This window comes from Allosphingosinicella deserti, assembly GCF_003012735.1.
Lineage (GTDB): Bacteria > Pseudomonadota > Alphaproteobacteria > Sphingomonadales > Sphingomonadaceae > Allosphingosinicella > Allosphingosinicella deserti.
Window position 1 is genome coordinate 105,525 of sequence record NZ_PXYI01000004.1, and the last position, 20,600, is coordinate 126,124.

At 64.9% G+C, this 20,600-nt stretch carries 19 protein-coding genes; 12 read left to right on the forward strand and 7 right to left on the reverse strand.

Annotated elements, in window-relative coordinates:
* Positions 1 to 172 precede the first annotated feature (172 nt).
* From C7I55_RS12560 to C7I55_RS12570, 3 genes are read left to right on the forward strand one after another with little or no spacing between them, the layout of a single operon-like run.
* Entirely contained in the window at positions 173 to 2,539 is a 2,367-nt protein-coding gene (locus C7I55_RS12560; RefSeq protein ID WP_106513861.1) for a glycoside hydrolase family 127 protein, read from the forward strand.
* Between the two features lie 26 nt (positions 2,540 to 2,565).
* Positions 2,566 to 3,567, forward strand: coding sequence for an Ldh family oxidoreductase (locus C7I55_RS12565; protein ID WP_106513862.1), 1,002 nt, complete (start codon positions 2,566 to 2,568; stop codon positions 3,565 to 3,567).
* Positions 3,564 to 5,336: a DUF885 domain-containing protein gene (locus C7I55_RS12570; RefSeq protein WP_106513338.1), complete on the forward strand. Its 1,773-nt coding sequence runs from the start codon at positions 3,564 to 3,566 to the stop codon at positions 5,334 to 5,336. The genes C7I55_RS12565 and C7I55_RS12570 overlap by 4 nt, the downstream gene beginning before the upstream one ends.
* Before the next feature lie 20 nt (positions 5,337 to 5,356).
* On the opposite strand, the gene C7I55_RS12575 is transcribed toward C7I55_RS12570, so the two are convergent.
* Complete coding sequence (locus C7I55_RS12575; RefSeq protein WP_106513339.1) at positions 5,357 to 6,538, reverse strand: M24 family metallopeptidase; 1,182 nt, start codon at positions 6,536 to 6,538, stop codon at positions 5,357 to 5,359.
* The gene (locus C7I55_RS12580) at positions 6,535 to 7,770 is read right to left on the reverse strand and encodes an NAD(P)/FAD-dependent oxidoreductase (protein WP_106513340.1); all 1,236 of its coding nucleotides are present in this window, start codon (positions 7,768 to 7,770) and stop codon (positions 6,535 to 6,537) included. Before C7I55_RS12580 ends, C7I55_RS12575 begins: the two co-directional genes overlap by 4 nt.
* 77 nt (positions 7,771 to 7,847) lie before the next feature.
* Here C7I55_RS12580 and C7I55_RS12585 point away from each other — a divergent pair, with 77 nt between their 5' ends.
* From C7I55_RS12585 to C7I55_RS28500, 5 genes are all read left to right on the forward strand, one after another.
* Positions 7,848 to 8,768: a dihydrodipicolinate synthase family protein gene (locus tag C7I55_RS12585; protein WP_106513341.1), complete on the forward strand. Its 921-nt coding sequence runs from the start codon at positions 7,848 to 7,850 to the stop codon at positions 8,766 to 8,768.
* Between the two features lie 12 nt (positions 8,769 to 8,780).
* Complete coding sequence (locus C7I55_RS12590) at positions 8,781 to 9,779, forward strand: 4-hydroxyproline epimerase (protein WP_106513342.1); 999 nt, start codon at positions 8,781 to 8,783, stop codon at positions 9,777 to 9,779.
* Positions 9,780 to 9,837: 58 nt separating this feature from the next.
* The gene (locus C7I55_RS12595; protein ID WP_106513343.1) at positions 9,838 to 10,500 is read left to right on the forward strand and encodes a GntR family transcriptional regulator; all 663 of its coding nucleotides are present in this window, start codon (positions 9,838 to 9,840) and stop codon (positions 10,498 to 10,500) included.
* A 20-nt stretch (positions 10,501 to 10,520) separates the two neighbouring features.
* Positions 10,521 to 11,945: an amino acid permease gene (locus C7I55_RS12600; protein WP_106513344.1), complete on the forward strand. Its 1,425-nt coding sequence runs from the start codon at positions 10,521 to 10,523 to the stop codon at positions 11,943 to 11,945.
* Positions 11,946 to 12,902: 957 nt separating this feature from the next.
* Positions 12,903 to 13,049, forward strand: coding sequence for a hypothetical protein (locus tag C7I55_RS28500; RefSeq protein WP_199192814.1), 147 nt, complete (start codon positions 12,903 to 12,905; stop codon positions 13,047 to 13,049).
* A gap of 53 nt (positions 13,050 to 13,102) precedes the next feature.
* Here C7I55_RS28500 and C7I55_RS12610 read toward each other — a convergent pair whose 3' ends face one another.
* The gene (locus tag C7I55_RS12610) at positions 13,103 to 13,303 is read right to left on the reverse strand and encodes a hypothetical protein (RefSeq protein ID WP_106513863.1); all 201 of its coding nucleotides are present in this window, start codon (positions 13,301 to 13,303) and stop codon (positions 13,103 to 13,105) included.
* Positions 13,304 to 13,574: 271 nt separating this feature from the next.
* Here C7I55_RS12610 and leuA point away from each other — a divergent pair, with 271 nt between their 5' ends.
* Positions 13,575 to 15,248, forward strand: coding sequence for a 2-isopropylmalate synthase (gene leuA, locus C7I55_RS12615; protein WP_106513346.1), 1,674 nt, complete (start codon positions 13,575 to 13,577; stop codon positions 15,246 to 15,248).
* A 172-nt stretch (positions 15,249 to 15,420) separates the two neighbouring features.
* Complete coding sequence (locus C7I55_RS12620; protein ID WP_199192815.1) at positions 15,421 to 16,188, forward strand: bifunctional helix-turn-helix transcriptional regulator/GNAT family N-acetyltransferase; 768 nt, start codon at positions 15,421 to 15,423, stop codon at positions 16,186 to 16,188.
* Positions 16,189 to 16,203: 15 nt separating this feature from the next.
* Here the strand turns inward: C7I55_RS12620 and C7I55_RS12625 are convergent, their stop codons facing one another.
* Entirely contained in the window at positions 16,204 to 16,695 is a 492-nt protein-coding gene (locus C7I55_RS12625) for a GNAT family N-acetyltransferase (RefSeq protein WP_199192816.1), read from the reverse strand.
* An 8-nt stretch (positions 16,696 to 16,703) separates the two neighbouring features.
* Positions 16,704 to 17,120: a VOC family protein gene (locus tag C7I55_RS12630; protein ID WP_106513348.1), complete on the reverse strand. Its 417-nt coding sequence runs from the start codon at positions 17,118 to 17,120 to the stop codon at positions 16,704 to 16,706.
* A 93-nt stretch (positions 17,121 to 17,213) separates the two neighbouring features.
* On the opposite strand from C7I55_RS12630, the gene C7I55_RS12635 reads away from it, so the two are divergent.
* Positions 17,214 to 18,014, forward strand: a complete 801-nt coding sequence (locus C7I55_RS12635) for a TrmH family RNA methyltransferase (RefSeq protein ID WP_106513349.1) — start codon at positions 17,214 to 17,216, stop codon at positions 18,012 to 18,014.
* A gap of 98 nt (positions 18,015 to 18,112) precedes the next feature.
* Here C7I55_RS12635 and C7I55_RS12645 read toward each other — a convergent pair whose 3' ends face one another.
* Both C7I55_RS12645 and C7I55_RS12650 read right to left on the reverse strand, forming a co-directional pair.
* A complete protein-coding gene (locus C7I55_RS12645) occupies positions 18,113 to 18,451 on the reverse strand; it encodes an NIPSNAP family protein (RefSeq protein ID WP_106513350.1) in 339 nt (112 codons plus the stop codon).
* Complete coding sequence (locus tag C7I55_RS12650) at positions 18,448 to 19,344, reverse strand: NAD(P)H-dependent oxidoreductase (RefSeq protein ID WP_106513351.1); 897 nt, start codon at positions 19,342 to 19,344, stop codon at positions 18,448 to 18,450. The genes C7I55_RS12645 and C7I55_RS12650 overlap by 4 nt, the downstream gene beginning before the upstream one ends.
* Here C7I55_RS12650 and C7I55_RS12655 point away from each other — a divergent pair.
* The gene (locus tag C7I55_RS12655; RefSeq protein ID WP_233222192.1) at positions 19,318 to 20,367 is read left to right on the forward strand and encodes a LysR family transcriptional regulator; all 1,050 of its coding nucleotides are present in this window, start codon (positions 19,318 to 19,320) and stop codon (positions 20,365 to 20,367) included. The two genes, C7I55_RS12650 and C7I55_RS12655, sit on opposite strands and share 27 nt — an antisense overlap.
* The last annotated feature ends 233 nt before the right edge of the window (positions 20,368 to 20,600 follow it).

Here is a 20,600-nt window from a genome sequence, read left to right on the forward strand (position 1 = left end):
CGCATCAATCTAGACGAAGAGCCGCCACCCCCGTCAACATAAATTATATCGTATAATATTTTAGCTCGGCGGTGCGGTAGCTGTTGACGCCGAGTCACCTTCGTCATAATCGTATACCGTATCTTAATGTTGAGGTGAGGCCATGTTCGTAACCAGCCGCCGGACGCTTCTCATGAGCGGCGCAGCCATCGCCTTTCTGCCGAGATCATCCGGGGCATGGGCGGCGGCGTCGGCGCTGCCCCGCACGGCGAAGCCGCTGCCGCTTTCCGCGGTGCGCCTGAAGCCTTCGCACTATGCGACCGCAGTGGAGGTCAATCGCAAATATCTGCTGAGCCTCGATCCCGATCGGTTCCTGCACAACTTCCGCAAATTTGCCGCGCTGGAGCCGAAAGCGCCGATCTACGGCGGATGGGAAAGCGACACGATCGCCGGTCATACCCTTGGTCACTATCTGACCGCCCTGGTGCTGACCAACGCCCAGACCGGATGTGAGGATTGCCGCCGGCGTGCCGACTATATCGTGCGTGAGCTCGCCGAGGTGCAGGCGAAGCGGCGGGACGGGTATGTCGGGGGGCTTCAGCGCAAGCGCAAAGACGGCAGCGTGGTCGACGGCGAGGAGATCTTCCCGGAAATCATGCGCGGCGAAATCCGCTCCGGCGGGTTCGATCTCAACGGATCCTGGGCACCGCTTTATACGGTGCACAAATTGTGCGCGGGCCTGCTCGATGTTCACGCCGGGTGGGGCAATCAGCAGGCGCTCGCCGTACTGACCCGCCTCGGGGATTATTTCGAGCGGGTGTTCGCGGCCCTGAACGACGCCCAGATGCAGGAAATGCTCGCCTGCGAATATGGCGGGCTCACCGAGAGCTTCGCCGAACTCCATGCGCGCACCGGGGACAAACGCTGGCTTGCGGTTGCCGAACGCCTGTACGACCGCAAGGTGCTCGATCCGCTCGCCGCCGAGCAGGACAAGCTCGCCAACTTCCACGCCAATACCCAAGTGCCCAAGCTGATCGGGCTAGCACGGCTGCACGAGCTCACCGGCAAGCCGGCCTACGGCACGGCCGCACGCTTCTTCTGGACCCGGGTTACCGGCCATCATTCCTATGTGATCGGCGGCAATGCCGATCGCGAATATTTCTTCGAACCGGATACGGTCGCCAATCACATCACCGAGCAGACCTGCGAGCATTGCAACACCTACAACATGCTCAAGCTCACCCGGCAACTCTACAGCTGGCAGCCGAACGGCGCGTTGTTCGACTATTACGAACGGGCGCATCTCAATCACGTGATGTCGGCCCAGGATCCGGCAACCGGGGGCTTCACCTACATGACCCCGCTGATGACCGGCATTCCCCGCGGCTATTCCTCGCCCGACGAGGATTCCTTCTGGTGCTGCGTCGGCAGCGGCATGGAAAGCCATGCCAAGCACGGCGAGGCGATCTTCTGGGAAGGCGAGGGGGCACTGCTCGTCAATCTCTACATCCCCGCAACTGCCGAGTGGAAGGCGCGCGGCGCCGCCCTGAGCCTCGACACCCGTTACCCCTATGGGACGGAGAGCCGGTTGACCCTCGACAGGCTCGCCCGGCCCGGCCGCTTCCGGATTGCGCTGCGGGTGCCTGGCTGGGCGAAGGGAAGGGCGACGATCGCGGTGAACGGCAAGCCGGCTGCACCAATATTCGCGGACGGCTACGCGATCGTCGAGCGGCGCTGGCAGCCGGGCGACGTCGTGACGATCGATGTGCCGCTGGACCTCCGCATAGAATCGACGCCCGGCGATCCCGACACGATCGCATTCCTGCGCGGACCGATGGTGCTCGCGGCGGATCTCGGCGCGGTGCCGGCCGGAAAATCGGGGCGCGATGTCGAAGGCTATGACGGAGTCGCGCCGGCCATGGTGGGCGAAGATCTGCTCACTGCCTTCGTTCCTGTCGATCCGGGCCGCTCCATCTATCAGGCAAAGGGGATCGCGCGCCCGGCCGATCTGACCTTCGTGCCCTTCTACAGCCAGTATCGGCGGCGCAGCGCGGTCTATTTCAAGCGTTTCAGCGATGCCGGCTGGGCCGCCGAGCAAGCGGCATTTCTGGCCGAGCAGGCGCGTGCGCGGGATATCGCGGCGCGGTCGGTCGATGTCATGCATTTGGGTGAAATGCAGCCGGAGCGCGATCACGATCTCGCTTCCGAAATCTCCTATCCGGTCACCTATCGTGCCCTTCAGGGCCGCGACGCGCGTTCGGGCGGCTTCTTCTCCTTCAAGATGAAGGTGAAGCCGGGTCCGTTGATCCTTCAGGCGAGCTATTGGGGCGATGAGCGCAGGGTCTCGTTCGACATCCTCGTCGACGGCGTCAAGATCGGCAGTCAGGTCCTCGACCACGACAAGCCGGGCAGCTTCTTCGACGTCGAGTATCCGATCCCGGAAGCTGTGACGAAGGGCAAGGCCGAGGTGCTTGTGAAGTTCGTTCCACACGATCGCAGCCGCGTCGGCCCGGTATTCGGCGTACGCATCTTTACCGCCAAGCCGGCGCCGATTGCGTGAGCGAGACGGCGGAAACCGGTATCAGCATGTCCCTGGCGGAGCTTCGTGCGCTCGCGATACGCGTGCTGCGCGCCGCCGGTCTAGCCGGCGACCATGCCGACGCCGTGGCCGAGACGATCGTCGCCGGCGAGCGCGACGGTTGCGCGTCGCATGGAGCGTATCGCCTGCTGGTTGCCGTAAACAGCATTCGGAAAGGCATCGTATCCCCCGATCCGACACCCCGCATCGAGGAGCCCGCGCCAGCCCTGATCCGAGTCCGCGGTGACTTCGGCTTTGCCCAGCTCGCCTTTGCGCTCGGCCGTCCGCGCCTGGTGACGAAGGCGCGCCGTTACGGGATCGCCGCAATGGCGCTGAACGACGTCGTCCATTTCGCGGCGCTCTGGCCCGAGGTCGAAGCATTGGCCGAAGACGGGCTGGTCGTCCTTGCGCTGACACCGAGCCACGCCTGGGTGGCGCCGGCCGGCGGAACGCGGCCGGTGTTCGGCACCAATCCGATCGCGTTCGGCTGGCCGCGACCGGGGCGGGAGCCGTTCGTCTTCGATTTCGCGACCAGCGCCGTTGCGCGCGGCGAGATCGAGCTTCATCGCCGGGCCGGCAAGTCGGTGCCCGAAAGCTGGGGCTTTGATTCGCAAGGGCGGCCGACGTCCGACGCGGAGGCGGTGCTGAACGGCGCGATGCGCACCTTCGGCGGCCACAAGGGCTCCGCGCTGGCGGCAATGGTGGAGTTGATGGCCGGCCCGCTCATTGGCGATCTGACCAGCAGGCAATCGCTCGAGGCCGATCAAGCGCGCGGCGGTTCGCCGATCGGCGGAGAATTGATCATCGCGATCGATCCGGCCGGCTTTCTCGGCGGGTCGGTTGCCGGCGCGTTGATCGAGGCCGAGGCGATGTTCGAGGCGATCGAAGTGCAAGGGGCACGCTTGCCCTCATCGCGCCGCTATGCCGCCCGCGCGAGGAGCCTGAAGGAGGGTGTGGTCATTCCGGCCGCTCTCCATGCCGATATCGAAAAGCTCTTGGAGGCCGAATGAAAACCTTCCTGCTGGTTCACGCGTTGACGCTGACCTCCGCCGCCGTCTCCGCACAGGTGCCGGCCGCTGCGGAGCGGGCCGCCAAGAGTTCCGCCGACGCACGGTTCGAAACCATCTACACGGACGAATATGCATGGCGGGAGCGGCTCAACGGGCCCAGCGAGGATGGGCCGCGAAGCATTCCCGATCGATTTCCTGACGTCGGTCCGAAGGTGCAGGCCGAAAAGCTGGCCCGCTGGACTGCGGTCGCGGCGCAGCTGGCGTCCATCGATCCGGGCGCTCTGTCGCCGGAGAACCGGGTCAACTTCGCGGTCTACAGCGCCCAGATCGAGGCGCTGCTCGCGGGCCAACGCTATCGCGAGTACGAAAAGCCCCTCAACGCCGACAGCAGTTTCTGGGGTGACATTGCCGGCGTCGGAGGCGAGAGCTTCCGCACCGAAACCGATTATCGCAATTACATTCAGATGCTGCGAACGATGCCGGGTCATTTCGCGCAGCAGATCGTCAACATGCGCGCCGGCCTCGCGCGCGGCTTCACCCCGCCCAAGGTGACGCTGGAGGGACGGGAATCCGGGGTCGTCGAGGTCGCCGGGGCGAAAACTCCCGAGGCATCGCCGTATTACGCGCCCTTCAAGGCGATGCCCGACGCGATCCCCAGGCCAAGGCAGGCGGAATTGCGCACGGCGGGCAAGGCGGCCATCGCCGAAGCGGTGATCCCGGCGCATCGCGACCTGCTGACGTTCCTGCGCGGCGACTATTTCCCCAAGGCGCGAACCGCGCTCGCCGCCTACGATCTTCCGGACGGTAAAGCTTATTATCAGGCGAAGATCCGCGAATTCGTAACGCTCGATCTTCCCGCGGAAGAGATCCACCGGATCGGCTTGCGCGAAGTCGCGAAGATCCGTGCACGCATGCACGATGTCATGCGTAACGTGAAGTTCGAAGGCGATCTCAAGGCGTTCCTGACCTTCCTCCGTACGGATCCGCGATTCTACGCGAAGACGCCGCAGGAACTACTCGATCGCGCCGCATGGATCGCCAAGACCTTCGACGGCAAGGCCGGCGACTGGTTCGGGCGGCTGCCGCGAAGCCGCTTCGCAATCAAGCCGGTGCCGGAGGCGATCGCGCCTTTCTACACGAGCGGCCGCGGCGGGCCCGGCATCTACTTGGTCAACACCTACAATCTTTCGGCCCGCGCGCTCTACTCGCTGCCCGCTTTGACGCTGCACGAAAGCGCGCCCGGCCACGCCTTCCAGATGCCGCTCGCCAACGAGAATGACAGCCTGCCCAAGTTCCGGCGCGAGTCCTATCTTTCGGCCTATGGCGAGGGCTGGGCCCTCTATTCGGAAGCGCTTGGCGAAGAGATGGGCATGTACGAAACGCCCTATGATCTGTTCGGGATGCTGAGCTACCAGATGTGGCGCGCGGCGCGGCTGGTGGTCGATACCGGCATCCACACCAAAGGGTGGACCCGAGCGCAGGCGATCGCCTTCCTGCTCGACAACACCGCACTTGCCGAGCACGAAGTGACCACGGAAGTCGATCGCTACATCGCCTGGCCAGGGCAGGCCCTTTCTTATTATATGGGCGAGCTCGCAATCCAGGAGCAGCGCGCGCGCGCGCAACACGCGCTTGGCGACAAATTCGACATCCGCGCCTTCCACGACGCGGTGCTGTCGCTCGGATCCGTGCCGCTGCCGGTGATCAAGGATCGGATCGACCAGTTGATCGCGGACGGCGGCAAGGGGCCCTATCCGATCGAGCGGTAAGCCCCGGAGGTGTGCTCCTCTCAGCCGAACGGCCGGTCGATCGAGACCTGGGGTTCGGTGAACCAGGCGGCACCGGTATCGGTGACGTGGAAATGATCTTCCAGGCGGATGCCGAACTTGCCCGGGACGACGATCATCGGCTCGTTCGAGAAGCACATTCCGGGCGCAAGGGGCGTCCTGTCGCCGCGGACGAGGTAAGCGGGTTCGTGGATGGATAGGCCAATACCGTGACCGGTCCGGTGCGGCAGACCGGGGAGACGGAAATCGGGGCCGAGGCCCGCCGCTTCGAGCACGCGCCGCGCGGCGGCGTCGACCGCTTCGCAGGGGGCGCCGGGCTGCACCGCATCGAACGCGGCGGCCTGCGCCTCCTTCTCAAGTGACCAGATCGCCCGTTCCTCGGCGCTCGCACGACCGAAGGCATAGGTCCGGGTGATGTCGGAATGATAACCCTCGACCCGGCAGCCGGTATCGATCAGCACGAGCTGATCCTCCTTCAGGATCTGATCGCCCGGCAGGCCGTGCGGGAACGCAGTCGCATGGCCGAACTGAACGATGCAGAAGGTGGAGGCGCCGCCGCCGATCGCGCGGTGGGCTTCGTCGATGAACCGGACGACCGTGCTTGCGGCGATGCCGGGCGCGAGAATGCGCGCTGCACGGCGGTGAACTTCGAGAGTCATCGCCTTTGCTTGCGCGAGCAGCTGCAACTCGGCCGCCGATTTGCACTTGCGGCAGCCGTCGATCGCGGGCGCGCCATCGATTACGGAGAGTCCGGTGCGCCGCAGCTTCTCGCCCCATTGGAACGGCAGCAGGGGGTCGAGCGCCAACGTCGAACCGGGGGCAAGCGCGCCGGCGGTCAACGCGACCGGATCCTCATCTTCCTCCCAGAGCAGGAGCTCCGCCCGGCTGTCGAGACCGGCCTCGAGCGTGCCGCGTTCGAACGCCGGACAGATGATCGAGGCCGGCCCGTTCACCGGCAGCAGCAGGGCAACCATGCGCTCGCTGGGGCTCCACGCGAGGCCGGTGAAATAGCGCAGGCTGGCGCCGGCATTGACGAGCAGGGCATCCGCGCCGGCCGCCTCGGTCAGCACCCGGGCACGGTCGAGGCGCGACTGCCGCTCGTCACGCGTGATCGGCGGCGCCAGGTGAGCCCAAGGGCGGATCGCCGCCAGCTCCGCTTCGTAGCTTGAACCTCCGATGGTCATGCTTGATGCTTCCTTCCGAAACGCTCGACTGCGAACGGTGCGAGATCCACGGGGACGGTCTCGCCACACACCAGTGCCGACACGATCTCGGCCGTGACGGGTGCGAGCGTCAGTCCGAGATGCTGGTGGCCGAACGCATAAAGCAGGTTCGGGACGCGGCGCGAGCGGCCGATCGCCGGCAGATAATCGGGCAAGGTCGGCCGCGCCCCCATCCAGCGGGTGAATGGTCCTCGCAGCGGCAGGCCGATTTCTGAGACATGCCGCTCGAGGCGCTGCCATTTGCGGGGATCGGCCGGGGCATCGGGGGCGCCGAATTCGACGAAGCTCGCGGCCTGCACGCAATCGGCATAGCGGGTGACGATCATAGATCTGTCTTCCAACACCAAAGGCGGCAGCTGCGCAGGCCAGCGATCGGCCGAAGCGCGGATATGGTAGCCCCGCTCGGCAATCAGCGGTGCGTAGTGTCCGGCCGTAGTCATGAGGGAGCGCGATCCGACGCCGGCGGCGACGAGCACGAGTTCGGCGGCATGGCCCTTCACGGACGCGCGGCCATTCTCGACATGAAGCGCCGCCGCGCTGCGGATGATCTCTCCGCCGGCGGTGAGGAGGGCTTCCTCCAGAACGTCGGCAAGCTGGTCGAGGTCGCTGATCTGGCCGCTGCCGTGGAACTGGATCGCGTCGGCGATGCGGCCCCCGGTCATCTCTCGGAGCATTGCCAGATCGCCCTCCTGCACGGCGTCGATCCGCGCGGAGCCGGTCTCGGCCGCCTCCCAGGCCGCGCGACCGGCCGCGGCCGAGCGCGTCGATTCCCAGGCGATGATATGGCCGTCGCAGCGCAGCAGATCCGGGCGCGCGACCGCCGTGAGCAGCCGGCTCCAGGCCGGCATCGCGTCGGCGAGCAGGCCGGCGAGTGCGTGCCGCCCGGCTTCGAAGCAGCGGGGGCTGGAGGCGCGCAGCATACGCAGGCCGAACGGCAGCCAGTGACGGATCATCGATGGAGGCAAGGCGAGCGCGCCGCCGGCGGAGAACAGCCGCTTTGGAATTGTGCGCAGAGTCGCCGGCGCGGCGAGCGGAGACACCTGTTCGACCGCGATGTGGCCCGCATTGCCCCACGATGCGGCATTGCGCACCGGCGACGCTTCGATCACCCTTACGCCATGCCCTTGGCGCGCCAGGGTCACTGCAGTGGCGAGGCCGATTACACCTCCACCGATGACAACAATTTCGCTCACGCCATTTCCTTGGTTGCACCGCGCAACTTCATATCGTATACCGTATAAGTCTTCAAGGTGAACGGATGATCGAGCATATGGCAATCGGATGGAAGGGCGTGTTCCCTGCAGTGACAACGCAGTTGCACGAGGATCTTACGATCGATTTCGAGAATACGCAGCGTGTGGTGGACGATCTCATCCGCGACGGCGTGACCGGTATCATAGCCTTGGGTACCGTCGGTGAGAACAACTCGCTCACCTATGAGGAGAAGGTCGCGACGCTTACCGCGATCGTCGACGTCGTGGCCGGCCGAGTGCCGGTCGTCACCGGCTGCTCGGAATATGATCTCCGCCGTGCGGTACGTTATGCGCAGGCTGCCGAGAGCGTTGGCGCCGATGGCCTGATGCTATTGCCGCCGATGGTCTACGTCCCGAAGCGGAACGAGCTGGTTGCTCACTTCAAGGGCGTCGCCGACGCCACCGCGCTCCCGATCATGCTGTACAACAATCCGCCGGCCTACCGGACGACCATCGATGCCGAGGTGCTGGAGGCCCTGGTCGGGGTCGAGAACATCGTCGCCGTCAAGGAATCGGCGCCGGACACGCGCCGTTTCAGCGATTTCCGGAACCGTTTCGGCGATCGTTACATCCTGTTCGCCGGGCTCGACGACGTTGCTCTCGAAGGCCTGTATCTCGGCGCGCAAGGCTGGGTATCCGGCCTTACCAATGCCTTCCCACGGGAATCGGTGGAGCTGGTTGCAGCGTTCCAGCGCGGCGACCATGCCACCGCGCTTGCAATCTACCGCTGGTTCATGCCGCTTCTCCACCTCGATGCCGAGCATGATCTGGTGCAGGCGATCAAGCTCAGCGAGCAAGTGATGGGCCGAGGCTCCGAGCGCGTTCTGCCGCCGCGGCTGGTGCTTGAAGGGGCGCGGCGGGCCGAGATCATCGCTATGGTCGAGCAGGCTGCAGCGACCCGTCCGCAAATCACGTCCGCGGCCGCCCGGGCGGCCTGACCCGGAAACGACATGCGCAACACCTTCTTCTGCATCGACGGACATACGGCAGGGAATCCGGTGCGGCTGGTCGCCGGAGGAGCGCCCTTGCTGAAGGGCGCGTCGATGTCGGAGCGCCGACAGGATTTCCTTGCGCGTTTCGATTGGATCCGCACCGGCCTGTGTTTCGAGCCGCGCGGCCACGACATGATGTCGGGCGGGTTCCTCTACCCGCCCACTGATGCCGCCAACGATATCGGTATTCTGTTCATTGAAACGTCCGGATGCCTGCCGATGTGCGGCCATGGCACGATCGGCATGGTGACGTTCGGGCTGGAGCACGGTCTTATCGTTCCTGCCAAGCCTGGCAGGTTGCGCGTCGAGGTGCCGGCGGGTCTCCTGGACATCGCCTATGCGCAGGAGGGCGACAAGATCACCTCGGTGCGGATCACCAACGTCGCTTCGTACGTCGCCGCGCGTGGCATCGAGGTCGATGTCGAGGGGATCGGGCCGCTCAGCATCGACGTTGCTTACGGCGGCAATTTCTACGCGATCATCGAGCCGCAAGGGGCGTATCAGGGGCTCGATGCGCTGGGTGCTTCCCGCCTCGTCGAGCTCAGCGGGCGAGTTCGCGAAGGGGTTCGCGCCAAGTTCGAGCCGGTGCATCCGCTGGATCCGACCATTCGCGGGGTGAGCCATGTGCTGTGGGCGGACGCGCCGCGCGGCGATGGTGCCGACGGTCGCAACGCCGTCTTCTATGGCGACCGGGCGATCGACCGCAGTCCCTGCGGGACCGGCACGTCGGCGCGGCTCGCCCATCTCGCGGGTACCGGCCGGCTGGCAACGGGCGATCGCTTCGTCCACGAAAGCTATATCGGCAGCCGCTTCGTCGGACGGGTCGAGCAGGAAACGTCGCTCGCCGATCGACCCGCGATCATACCCTCGATTGAAGGATCCGCAGTGGCGACCGGGTTCAACACGATCTGGATTGATCGCGCCGATCCTTTCTGGGAAGGCTTTCAGGTCAAGTGATCGATGCCAGATCCCGGCTCCCGGCCGTCGCGGCTCGGTCGAGCAGGAGCCTCCCGGAATGAGCATCGTCGTTCGCACCCTGTCCGAGCAGATCTTCGAGATCATCCGCGAGCGCATCGTGCTCGGCAAGCTGCCCGATCTTTTGCCAATTCGCCAGGATGCGCTCGCCAACGAGCTCGGTGTCAGCAAGATACCCTTGCGCGAGGCATTGGCCCGGTTGGAGCAGGAGGGGCTGCTCGTCAGCCAGGCAAACCGCGGATACTTCGTCCGGCCGATGTCGGCCGAATCCGCCGAAGAGATTTTTGAGCTTCGCCTCAGTCTTGAGCCCCAGGCCGCCGGCCGAGGAGCGTTGCTCGCCGACGATGCCGGTCGTGCTGCCGCGGTCGAAGCCTATGAGGCGCTCGACAGCGCCGCGCTCGACGCCGGTGTCGAAGTGGCGGTGCGCAACCGCGCTTTTCATACGGCTTTGGTGCGTCCAGGCGGGCGACTGCTGACGACGCAGCTTGTCGAGCGGCTGGCGATCCTGTCCGAGCGCTATGTGGTGACTCATCTGAAGCCCGCCGGGCGCGAGCACCGCGCCCATCTTGAGCACAAGCAATTGATCGAAGCGTGGCTGGCCCGCGACGCGGAGGGAATTTCCGGGCTGCTGGCGGCGCACATCCGCGGCACGCTCGAGGATCTGAGAGCCCAGCTGGCAAATTCGGCGGGTGAGGGAAGCTAAACCACTGCGAAGGGGAAACGATGTTCGGACCGCGTAAATCGATCGAAACAGCCGGCAGCCACGGCGCCGGGCATCGTCTCGCCAAGACCCTCAGCTGGCCGCATTTGATCGCCCTCGGAGTCGGCGCGATCGTCGGCACCGGCATCTACACGCTGACAGGCGTCGGCGCCGAACGGGCCGGGCCGGCGGTGATCCTGGCGTTCGCCATTGCGGGCGCGGTCTGTGCCTGCGCGGCGCTCGCTTATGCCGAGATGGCGACCATGGTCCCGGCCGCGGGTAGCGCCTACACGTTCAGCTACGTCGCGATGGGCGAGGGGGTCGCCTGGGTGATCGGCTGGAGCCTGGTGCTCGAATATTCGCTCGCCTGCTCGACGGTTGCCGTCGGCTGGTCGGGCTATCTGGTCGGCTGGCTACAAGCAGCGGGCGTCGAACTGCCGCAGGCGCTGCTGGTCGGGCCGCATGCCGGCGGCGTCATCAATCTGCCCGCGGTGATCGTGGCGCTGTCGATCATGGGCCTGCTGATCGCCGGCACCCGGGAAAGCGCGACCCTGAACATCATTCTGGTGATCATCAAGCTGGTCGCGCTCAGCATCTTCGTGCTGTTCGCATTGCCCGCCTTTCAAGGCGAGAATCTCCAGCCGTTCATGCCCTATGGCTTCGCCAGCACCGAGATCATGGGCGAGAAGAGGGGCGTCATGGCCGCGGCCGCCATCGTCTTCTTCGCCTTTTACGGCTTCGACGCCGTCGCCACCTCGGCCGAAGAGGCGAAGCAGCCGGGCCGTGATCTGACCATCGGCATCATCGGGTCGATGGCGGTGTGCACGCTCATCTACATGCTGGTGGCGATATCCGCGATCGGGGCCATGCCGTTCACCGCCCTCGCCAATTCGCCGGAGCCGCTCGCTCTCGTGCTGCGGACGCTCGATCATCCGCTCGCCGCCCATCTTATCGCCCTCGCCGCAGTGATCGCGCTGCCCTCCGTGATCCTGGTGATGATGTACGGTCAGAGCCGCATCTTCTTCGTGATGGCACGCGACGGGCTGCTGCCGAGACGTCTCGCTGCAGTGAGCTCGCGCACCGGCGCGCCGACCGTGATCACCTTGCTGACCGGAGTGGTCGTTGCGGCCGTCGCAGGTTTCTTCCGGCTCGACGAGATCGCCGAACTGGCGAATGCCGGCACGCTGGTAGCCTTCGTCGCGGTCGCCGCCAGCATGATGATCCTGCGGCGCACGGCGCCGAATGCGGCGCGGCTGTTCCGCTGTCCGCAAGCCTATGTGGTCGGCACCGCCGCGATCCTCGGGTGCCTCTATCTGTTCATCAGCCTGCCCGGATCGACGATCGTCCGCTTCCTGATCTGGAACCTGCTCGGGCTCGCCGTCTATCTCGCTTATGGCCGCCGCCGCAGCGCGCTGCGCCACGCCGAGCCTTCGCCGGCGGCGCAATGATCTTGCCGGCCGCGCCCGCCCAGTCGGGGCGCGGCCCGAAGCGCCGTGCTCACTGGGCAAGCAACTCGTCGGAGATCAGCTTGTGATCGCTGCGCTGCTCGACCCGCGAGCCGGAGGCCTAAATCGCGGCAAGTCGCTGCTTCCGCCGTGGCGACGCTGAAGCCATCAGCGCCATTCCTGCTTCACAATTATCGGGAACGCCGTCCAGCAAAACGGGAGGCTGAAATGCCCGCCATTGCTCGAACAAGCTCACCAGCGCCGCATAGCGGACGTCCTGGTGCAGCGGAGCGGGCGCACGCGGCACTATGGGTTGGAATGGGGTGCCAGCAGCGCGGCGGTAATGAAGGCGGGTCGCAAGTATATGTTTGTTGTGCCAAGGGGGCATCGCGCAGGCGTCCCGAGCCTATGCGCTTCCAGATCGCCCGACCGGACGCTACGGGGTGCGCGGGACGGTGTTATCCCGCGTTGAAAAGGCTTTCGGCTGTTGCCGTGATGTTTGCGTCTGCTGTGTTCGTCTGTGCCGTCGTCAGCGTCTATGACGGTGACACTCTGACCTGCGAGAGCGGGGTGAAGGTGCGGTTGCGTGCCGTCGACGCGCCGGAAATCAGGGGATGCGGGGGGCGCCGCGGCCGGGTTTGCGTGGCGGGAGACCCCGTGGCCTCGAAGCGCCATCTGCAGAAACTTGCGCTCGGCAAGACTTTGCGCTGCCGAAAAGATGGAGGCATGTCATACCGTCGCCAGAATGCCTGGTGCAGTTCCGGTGGCATCGACTTGTCTTGTGCGCAGGTTCGCGCCGGCTATGCGACGCACGACCTTCGATACGATCGCGACCGAAGGCTTTGTCGACGGCCAAGCTAGGCTCTTTGGCGGTCGCTTCGCGTTCAGCAGGAACCTGCACGGCGCGAGCAAGGCGGCGTCGTGCTATGCGGACGCCCGTGGGCAAGATGAGGAGCGCTTATGTCGCTGGACGATGAGATCATCCAAACGCCGGACGGACCAATGACCTGGGCGCAATGGAAGAAGAAGCACCCGGTTCAGATCCCGTCGCGCCGTACCAAGGGCAAGAAGCTTCCGGTGAAGGTGAAACGCTTTACCGACGGCTGAGCGGCGGGCCCGAGCGCGCTTTCGGGCCACGCGCAGGCCTCACCCACTCCTGCTTACTTCTTTGGCGTAACCCAGACCGACACCGGCACCACGAACTTGCCTGGTGCCGGCTTGCCGACGTCGATGCGCTCGGCCTTGACCAGTTCGCCACTCTCGAGGGTAAAGGAACCCCGGGGTTTGGGCATGCGGCCGAACGCCATCTTCTGAATGGGAAGGCCCGTCGACGTGTTCATGATCGTAGCAATGATACTCATCGCACGCCGGTAGCCAGCCCGCCCGAGCGCGTCCAGCCGGCGTTGCGCGGTCGTGATCGACTGCCGGCGCGCAGTCGCCGTGAGGCGAATGCTGCATTGCATCCCGGGGCATTTCTGCTCTAGACGATCGATGTGGAACCAGCATTCGCCTCGATTCTGACGCTCTCGCTGCGCGGGACCCTGCGACTTATCGGCGGCCGCCGGGACTGACGGCTGCCCGGCGGCGGCATCGCTGTCGTTTTCCATTCAACAGGCTTCAGGAGGCGCACCGATGCTGCGCGACCCATCGATCAAATACCGCCCGTTCCCCGCAGTAGATCTGCCGGATCGGATATGGCCTTCGCGAACGATCACCAACGCGCCGCGCTGGCTTTCAACCGACATGCGCGACGGCAATCAGGCGCTGATCGATCCGATGAACGCGGAGAAGAAGCAGCGCTTCTTCGATCTGCTGGTGCAGGTTGGGCTGAAGGAGATCGAGATCGGCTTTCCGTCCGCCGGCGCGACCGAATTCGACTATATACGCGGCCTCGTCACATCGGGATCGATCCCGGAAGACGTCGTCGTCCAGGTTCTGACGCAGGCGCGGGATGATCTCATCGATCGATCGTTCGAAAGTTTGGAAGGCGCGCACACGGCCGTCGTCCACCTCTACAATGCCGTGTCGCCGGCGTGGCGCCGCATCGTGTTCGGAATGGACAAGTCGGGGATCAAGGATATCGCGATCCGCGGCATGACGAGGATGCGCGAGCAGGCCGAGCGCAGGCCCGGTACCGACTGGCGCTTCGAATATAGTCCGGAGACCTTTTCGACGGCCGAACTGGATTTCAGCCTCGAGGTTTGCGAGGCGGTGATCGAGGTGATCGAGCCTACTCCTCGAAAGCCGCTCATCTTCAACCTTCCGGCGACGGTCGAGGCTTCCACGCCCAACATCTACGCCGACCAGATCGAATGGTTCTGTCGTCACATCTCGCGCCGCGACAGCGTCGTCGTTTCGGTCCACCCCCACAATGACCGGGGTACAGGTGTGGCGGCCGCCGAATTGGCGATCCTAGCCGGAGCTGACCGCGTCGAGGGCTGCCTGTTCGGCAATGGCGAGCGTACCGGCAATGTCGATCTCGTAACCCTGGCGCTCAATCTCTACACCCAGGGTATCGACCCCGGTCTCGATTTCTCCGACATCGACGCGGTGGTCAGCATCGTCCAGCATTGCAACGCGCTGCCGGTCCATCCGCGGCACCCTTATGCCGGCGAATTGGTGTTTACCGCCTTCTCCGGCAGCCATCAGGATGCGATCAAGAAGGGCTTCGCGGCGCAGGCGCAGCGCAACGACGAATTCTGGGACGTGCCCTATCTGCCGATCGATCCGGCCGATCTCGGCCGCTCCTACGAAGCGGTGATCCGGGTCAATTCGCAGTCCGGCAAGGGGGGCGCCGCCTGGGTGCTGGAACAGGACAAGAAGCTCAAATTGCCCAAGCGGATGCAGGCCGATTTCAGCCGGCATGTGCAGGCCCATGCGGATGCGCTCGGCCGCGAACTCGCGGCGCAGGATATCTGGTCGGTGTTCCAGCAGGCCTATGCGCTGACCGGCGAGCAACCGCTGGTGCTCGTCGAATATGAGGGGCGCTCGATGGGGGAGGGGGATCGCCAATTCATCGGTCAGATTCGCTTCAATGGGCGCGAAGTGCGGCTCGCAGGGCGCGGCAACGGCCTTCTGTCCGGCGTGCTGCACGCACTGCAAGATGCCTGCGGCGTGAATTTCGACATCGCCGATTACCACGAACATGCGATCGGCCATGGCAGCGACGCACAGGCGGCGGCCTATGTCGAGTGCCGGACCCCCGCTGGTGCGACTTTCTTCGGCGTGGGCCTCGATACCGACGTCGCGAGTGCATCGGTCAAGGCATTGCTCAGCGCAGCCAACCAGGCGATTGCAACAGGCTGAGGGCTGCCGAGGCAGAACATTGACCGGACGAGGATATCTGACCTAGGTCAGGTAAATGAAGCTCGAAGATCCTGCCGCGCGCTTTCGGCGCTTTGCACGCGCCGTGACTTCGGAGGTCGGGGCGCTCAACAGCTCGTTCCTTGGCCGGGGCCGCCCACTCGGGGCCGCAAGAATGCTGAACGCGATCGGGCGTGGACGAAGCGACCTGGCCGACCTCCGATCCTATCTTGGGCTGGATTCGGGCCTCGCGAGCCGCCTGCTTCGAGAGCTCGAAGGTGAGGGGCTCGTCGCCACACGTCCGGATGCCGCGGACGGGCGGCGTCGTGTGATCCGTCTGACCGAGGCGGGGTGCCGGGAGTTCGATGCCTATGAGCGGCTGTCGAACAGTCGCGCAGAGGTCGTTCTTGCCCGCAGCCCGAACGCCCCGGCCTTGCTGGCGGCAATGGATCTGGTCGCGAACACGCTCGCCTCCGATCGCCTGTGCATTGACGAAGTCCATCCCCAGAGTTCCGAAGCGCTCTATTGCCTGCGCGAATATTATGCCGAGCTCGACAGGCGCTTCGAGGGCGGTTTCGAGGTGGCCCGGTCTCGAGATCCGGACTCGGGCGACATGGTCGCGCCGCGGGGCACATTTCTCGTCGCGATGATCGACGATCTTCCTCTCGGCTGCGTCGGGCTCAAACGTACCGGCGAGAGCTGCGCCGAGGTGAAACGGCTGTGGGTCTCCGGCTCGGCGCGTGGTCTCGGCATTGCGCGGGAGCTGATGGTGTCGGTTGAAGAGGCGGCGCTTTCGTTTGGTGTGCGCAAGCTGGTATTGGATACCAATCGCGCGCTCGAGGAAGCGTTGGCGATGTACCGGGCGTGGGGCTGGAGGGAAATCGCGCGCTTCAACGACGATCCCTACGCCGACTTCTTCTTCGAGAAAATGCTCGCCGGTTGAAGAAAGAAGTGGCCGTCACGTGACGGTGCTGAGTGCGATCTCGTAGCGCCAGACGTCGAGAGCGATTGTGCCCTCGCCAGTCTCGAGCAAGCTGGTGGTTACCGCCACACGTCGCCAACCGGCCTTTTCATAAAATCGCGCAGCGCGCATGTTGCCGATCGCACAGGCGAGCCATGCGGTTCCAAACCCATCGCGCACGAAACGCGCGAGACAATCCTGCATGAGAAGCGCCGCAACTCCCGTTCCGCGCCCTTCCGCGGCGACATAGAATTGATACAGTTCGTCGCCACTCACCAATGCGAAGCCGAGCGGCTTTTCGCAGTCGACCACCACGCGCACGTCTTCCAGTGCTGCTCGCAGCCGCTGCCGAAAACTCTCCAGAGTGCGGGCCCGCGCCAGCTCGACGGGCAAAAGGGAAAGATGGGCATCGCGCCAGCCATCGAGCCAGAGCTGCGCGAGTGCATCCACCTCCTCCATCTTCGCGTTGCGGATGCTCGGTTCCGCCACGGACATCGTCAGCGGCGCAGCAGAGGATTGGGGTGCTCTGCATCGAGCCCGCCGCTGCCGTAGGGACGCGTGATCACTTCCAGGACATGGCCGTTCGGGTCGTCGAAATATACCCCGCGGCCATCGTCCCAGTGATTGATGCTCTGCGGATCACGGTGAAAAGGATCGGCCCAGAACGGGATCTCGCAGGATCTGATTCGCGACAGGATTTCGTCGAATTCCGGCTCCGAGACGAGGAAGGCGAAATGCCGTGGCGTGATCGGCTCTTCGGTCTCGATGAGATCGAGGGAGGTCTCGCCGACCTGGACGATGGTGAAGTGGCCGAGCTGGCGTTGTGCATCGAGCCCGAGCGTCTCGGTAAGGAAACGAGCCGTTTGCTTCGCATCGTGCGCGTGCACGAGAATGTGGTTCAACGTCACCGCCATCGCACCAAATCTATCGTTCCGTTGCGCCGGGTCAATGTCGCCATCTCTTCTGCTAGGGGGCGCTCAGATTTGGCCTGTTGGGAGCGACGTGGAATGCCGACCATGGTGATCATCGACGATCCCGAGGACATGCGGGTAGCGGCCTATCGCGATGTTCGCGAGCGCGATCTCGTAGGCCGCGACGGGTTGTTCATGGCGGAAGGCCTGGTCGTTCTCGAAAAGATGCTGGCGAGCTCCGCCTTTCGCCCGCTGTCTCTGCTGATCGCGGCGAAACGGATCGACGCGCTGGCGCCGATGCTCGCGCAGGTGCCGGACGATGTGCCGATCTTCGCCGCCGCCCAGCCGGTGCTCGATGCCGTCGCCGGTTTCCCGCTCCATCGCGGCATCCTGGCGATCGGTCGGCGCATCGAAACGCCGAGCGCGGATGCGCTGCTCGGCAGTCTGGAAGGGGATTCGGACGTGCTGCTGCTCTCCGCAATCGCCAACCACGACAATATGGGCGGCATCTTCCGCAACGCCGCAGCCTTCGGCGTGAAGGCAATATTGCTGGATGCGGACTGCTGCGATCCGCTCTACCGCAAGGCAATCCGTGTGTCGGTCGGCGCGGCGCTGCTCGTGCCGTTTGCCCGCATAGAGCGCGGGGAGGATCCGCTCGCCCTGCTGGCGCGTCACGGTTTCGACACCATTGCGCTCAGCCCGACGGGGGCAAGCATGCTTTCGGACTATGCGCCGAAGCGGCGCAACGCCGTCCTCTTGGGAGCGGAGGGCCCTGGGCTGGCGCCGGAATTGCTCGCCCGTGTCGCCAGCGTACGGATCGCCATGGCAAGCGGCTTCGACTCGCTCAACGTTGCCACCACCAGCGGCATCGTTCTTCATCACCTCGCATGCTCCTAGGCCGCTGCAATGATATCGATTTCGACGAGCCACTCGGTCTCGAGGGTCTCGACAACGATTGCTGTAGTCGGGGTCCGCCGCGTTCCAAACAGCCTCAGCTAGGGCCGCTCCGCGTTCGTTCCGCGCGCCAAGGCAGGCAGCAATGGCCGCATGAAGCTGCGGTCGTAGCGCAAGACGCAGCCGCTTTCGTCGCGGAGGCGATCCGCCGCGATGAACGCCGGATCCACCCCGAAACCTTTTCGATATCGCTCGTAGGCAGCAAGGCTTTCGAAGCTGAAGAGGGCAAGTGCCCGGTCGCTCGCGCCTTCGGACGGGAGGAAATAGCCGTGGTGAACGCCGCCATGTTCGGCGACCAGCGTCATCCACGCTTTGGCGAAGGCTTCGAAGGCGTCGAGCTTCGCGGGCGAGATCACATAATCGACCACGCAGGTGATCATGCCCGCAGCCTTTCCCCACTATGTTCCGAACGCGCCGCTGGGGCGCAGCCGGTCGCTGTCGGCAAGGCGGGGCAGGGCGGCTTCGGGGGCACGATCGGGCGCTCCTGCGGATCGCCAGGCTGCAGGAGATGGATGGCTGAGCCGCTCGCTCCCGCACCCAGGCCCGGCTTTAAGACCTGGCTGCCATCATAATGGCCGCCATTCTGTCGCCGGAACGGGATCGGCGTCTCGGTGAAGAGGCCCTCAAGCCGTGTCCGATACGCAGCCGCGGTATCGGTCCAACCTTCGGCGGAAAGCCGATCCGCCTCGTAGACCGTAAATGGCGGCAGCACCGCCATGCCGGGATAATAGAGAATGCCGTGCTGGATGGGCCACAACACATCGTCCAGCGCGCCGTTCACCCCACGCGTCGAATAATGCGGTTCGCGTCCACCGATGGTCAGCGAGAGCATTGCGCGGCGGCCGAGCAGCCGACCTTCGCCGAAGCGATCGCCCCAATGCTCGCCGTCATGCCTGCCGACTCCATAAGCGAAGCCGTACGCGAAAACGCGCTCGACCCAGCCCTTCAGGATCGCCGGCATGGAATACCACCACAGCGGGAACTGAAAGATCACCGCGTCGGCCCACAGCAATTTCTCCTGCTCGGCTGCGACGTCGGGTGCCTGTGTGCCGGCCAGGAAGGCCTCCTTTGAGGCTTGCCCGTAGAAGAGCCTCTTCTCGCCGTCCACGGCAGGGAAATCCCCGTGATCCGCAGTCGGCTTCCAGCTCATCGCGTAAAGATCGGAAACTTGGACCTCATGGCCTAGGCGCGTCAGCGTTTCGACGGCGACATCCCTCAGCGACCCGCTGAGCGAACGCTGCTCCGGATGAGCATGGACGATGAATACGTTCACGATCTGGTCTCCAACCTGTCGGAGTACGGCCTGGAGTTCAGGACCACTCACTTCGCTGGAGAGATGCGGCTTCCAATGATATCAGGCAAATTGCATGTTTGGATGTGTTTTATCGATATGTCGGATATCAGAGCTTTTGATCTGAATCTTCTTCGCACGTTCGATGCTTTGATCGACGAGCGCAGTGTCACGCGCGCCGCCGGCCGCCTCGCCCTCAGCCAGCCGGCGGTGAGCGCCGCTCTCGCCCGCTTGCGCAGCGCGCTCGGTGATCCGTTGTTCGTGCGTGCCCAGCGTGGCCTGCTGCCGACGCCGCGAGCGTTGAGTCTGGCCGAGCCCGTCAAGAGGTTGCTCAAGGACGTCGAGACGATCGTACGGCCGTCCGAGTTCGATCCGGCATCGGCGCATTTCAAGCTCTCGGTATCGGCGAGCGACTACACGCAGCGCGTGCTGCTGACCCCGTTTCTCGCCGTCCTGCAGAGGGAAGCGCCGGGCGCGCGGCTCGCGGTGCGAGCGCTTCAGGGTGCAAGGCTAAGCGGGCTCATCGCCCGCGGAGATCTCGATCTTGCCTTGTTGACACCGGAGGAGGCGCCGCCGACCCTTCTCGCGCGCCGGCTTTTCGTGGATCGCTATGTCTGCGCGATGCGCCGCGATCACCCGGCCGCCGGCGGGAACCTTGACCTCGATCGCTTCTGCGCGCTGGATCACGCCCTTGTCTCGCCCGATGGGGGCGGGTTTCGCGGGCCGGTCGACGCAGCACTCGAAGCACTTGGGCGAACGCGGCGCGTCGCGGTGTCGGCGCCGAGCTTTCTCGGGTTGCTGGAGGTGATCGAGCAGACGGATCTTGTCGCAGCCGTTCCGGAGCGTTTGGTTCGAAAGGCACCAAATTTAGTGGTGTCCGCATTGCCGGTCGAAGTTCCGGGTTTCACGATCATCGGCGCATGGCATGAGCGGACGCGCCACGATCCCGCGCAACGCTGGGTCCGGCGTCGGCTAGCGCTGTTCGCGGAGTCGCTGGACGGGTGACCGTCAGCCATTGAGCCTCTTCGCGCAGGATGAAGGCGCGTCGCACCAGCTCAACGCGCGTCGCTGATCGTGCAGCAACAAGCCAGCGGCTTCACGGGAATACGATCCGCATGTGGCGCCGGCCATCGAGGTTCCAGCCGATGTCGCCGCGGACGTCGCTTGAGCGGGATCGACGAGCAGGCTGCCACTGCCGTCCGGGCAGGCCTGGCCGGGTAAAAAGATTTCCGGCCGAA

What these genes read in the sequence shown, in the direction of transcription:
- C7I55_RS12575 (WP_106513339.1), bottom strand. Translation starts at nt 6,538, where the DNA reads ATGACCATCGGAGGTTCAAGCTACGAAGCGGAGCTGGCGGCGATCCGC.
- C7I55_RS12585 (WP_106513341.1), top strand. Translation starts at nt 7,848, where the DNA reads ATGGCAATCGGATGGAAGGGCGTGTTCCCTGCAGTGACAACGCAGTTG.
- C7I55_RS12655 (WP_233222192.1), top strand. Translation starts at nt 19,318, where the DNA reads ATGAGCATGGACGATGAATACGTTCACGATCTGGTCTCCAACCTGTCG.
- C7I55_RS12590 (WP_106513342.1), top strand. Translation starts at nt 8,781, where the DNA reads ATGCGCAACACCTTCTTCTGCATCGACGGACATACGGCAGGGAATCCG.
- C7I55_RS12645 (WP_106513350.1), bottom strand. Translation starts at nt 18,451, where the DNA reads ATGATCACCTGCGTGGTCGATTATGTGATCTCGCCCGCGAAGCTCGAC.
- C7I55_RS12620 (WP_199192815.1), top strand. Translation starts at nt 15,421, where the DNA reads ATGCTGAACGCGATCGGGCGTGGACGAAGCGACCTGGCCGACCTCCGA.
- C7I55_RS12635 (WP_106513349.1), top strand. Translation starts at nt 17,214, where the DNA reads ATGCCGACCATGGTGATCATCGACGATCCCGAGGACATGCGGGTAGCG.
- C7I55_RS12600 (WP_106513344.1), top strand. Translation starts at nt 10,521, where the DNA reads ATGTTCGGACCGCGTAAATCGATCGAAACAGCCGGCAGCCACGGCGCC.
- C7I55_RS12630 (WP_106513348.1), bottom strand. Translation starts at nt 17,120, where the DNA reads ATGGCGGTGACGTTGAACCACATTCTCGTGCACGCGCACGATGCGAAG.
- C7I55_RS12570 (WP_106513338.1), top strand. Translation starts at nt 3,564, where the DNA reads ATGAAAACCTTCCTGCTGGTTCACGCGTTGACGCTGACCTCCGCCGCC.
- leuA (WP_106513346.1), top strand. Translation starts at nt 13,575, where the DNA reads ATGCTGCGCGACCCATCGATCAAATACCGCCCGTTCCCCGCAGTAGAT.
- C7I55_RS28500 (WP_199192814.1), top strand. Translation starts at nt 12,903, where the DNA reads ATGTCGCTGGACGATGAGATCATCCAAACGCCGGACGGACCAATGACC.
- C7I55_RS12610 (WP_106513863.1), bottom strand. Translation starts at nt 13,303, where the DNA reads ATGAGTATCATTGCTACGATCATGAACACGTCGACGGGCCTTCCCATT.
- C7I55_RS12560 (WP_106513861.1), top strand. Translation starts at nt 173, where the DNA reads ATGAGCGGCGCAGCCATCGCCTTTCTGCCGAGATCATCCGGGGCATGG.
- C7I55_RS12565 (WP_106513862.1), top strand. Translation starts at nt 2,566, where the DNA reads ATGTCCCTGGCGGAGCTTCGTGCGCTCGCGATACGCGTGCTGCGCGCC.
- C7I55_RS12595 (WP_106513343.1), top strand. Translation starts at nt 9,838, where the DNA reads ATGAGCATCGTCGTTCGCACCCTGTCCGAGCAGATCTTCGAGATCATC.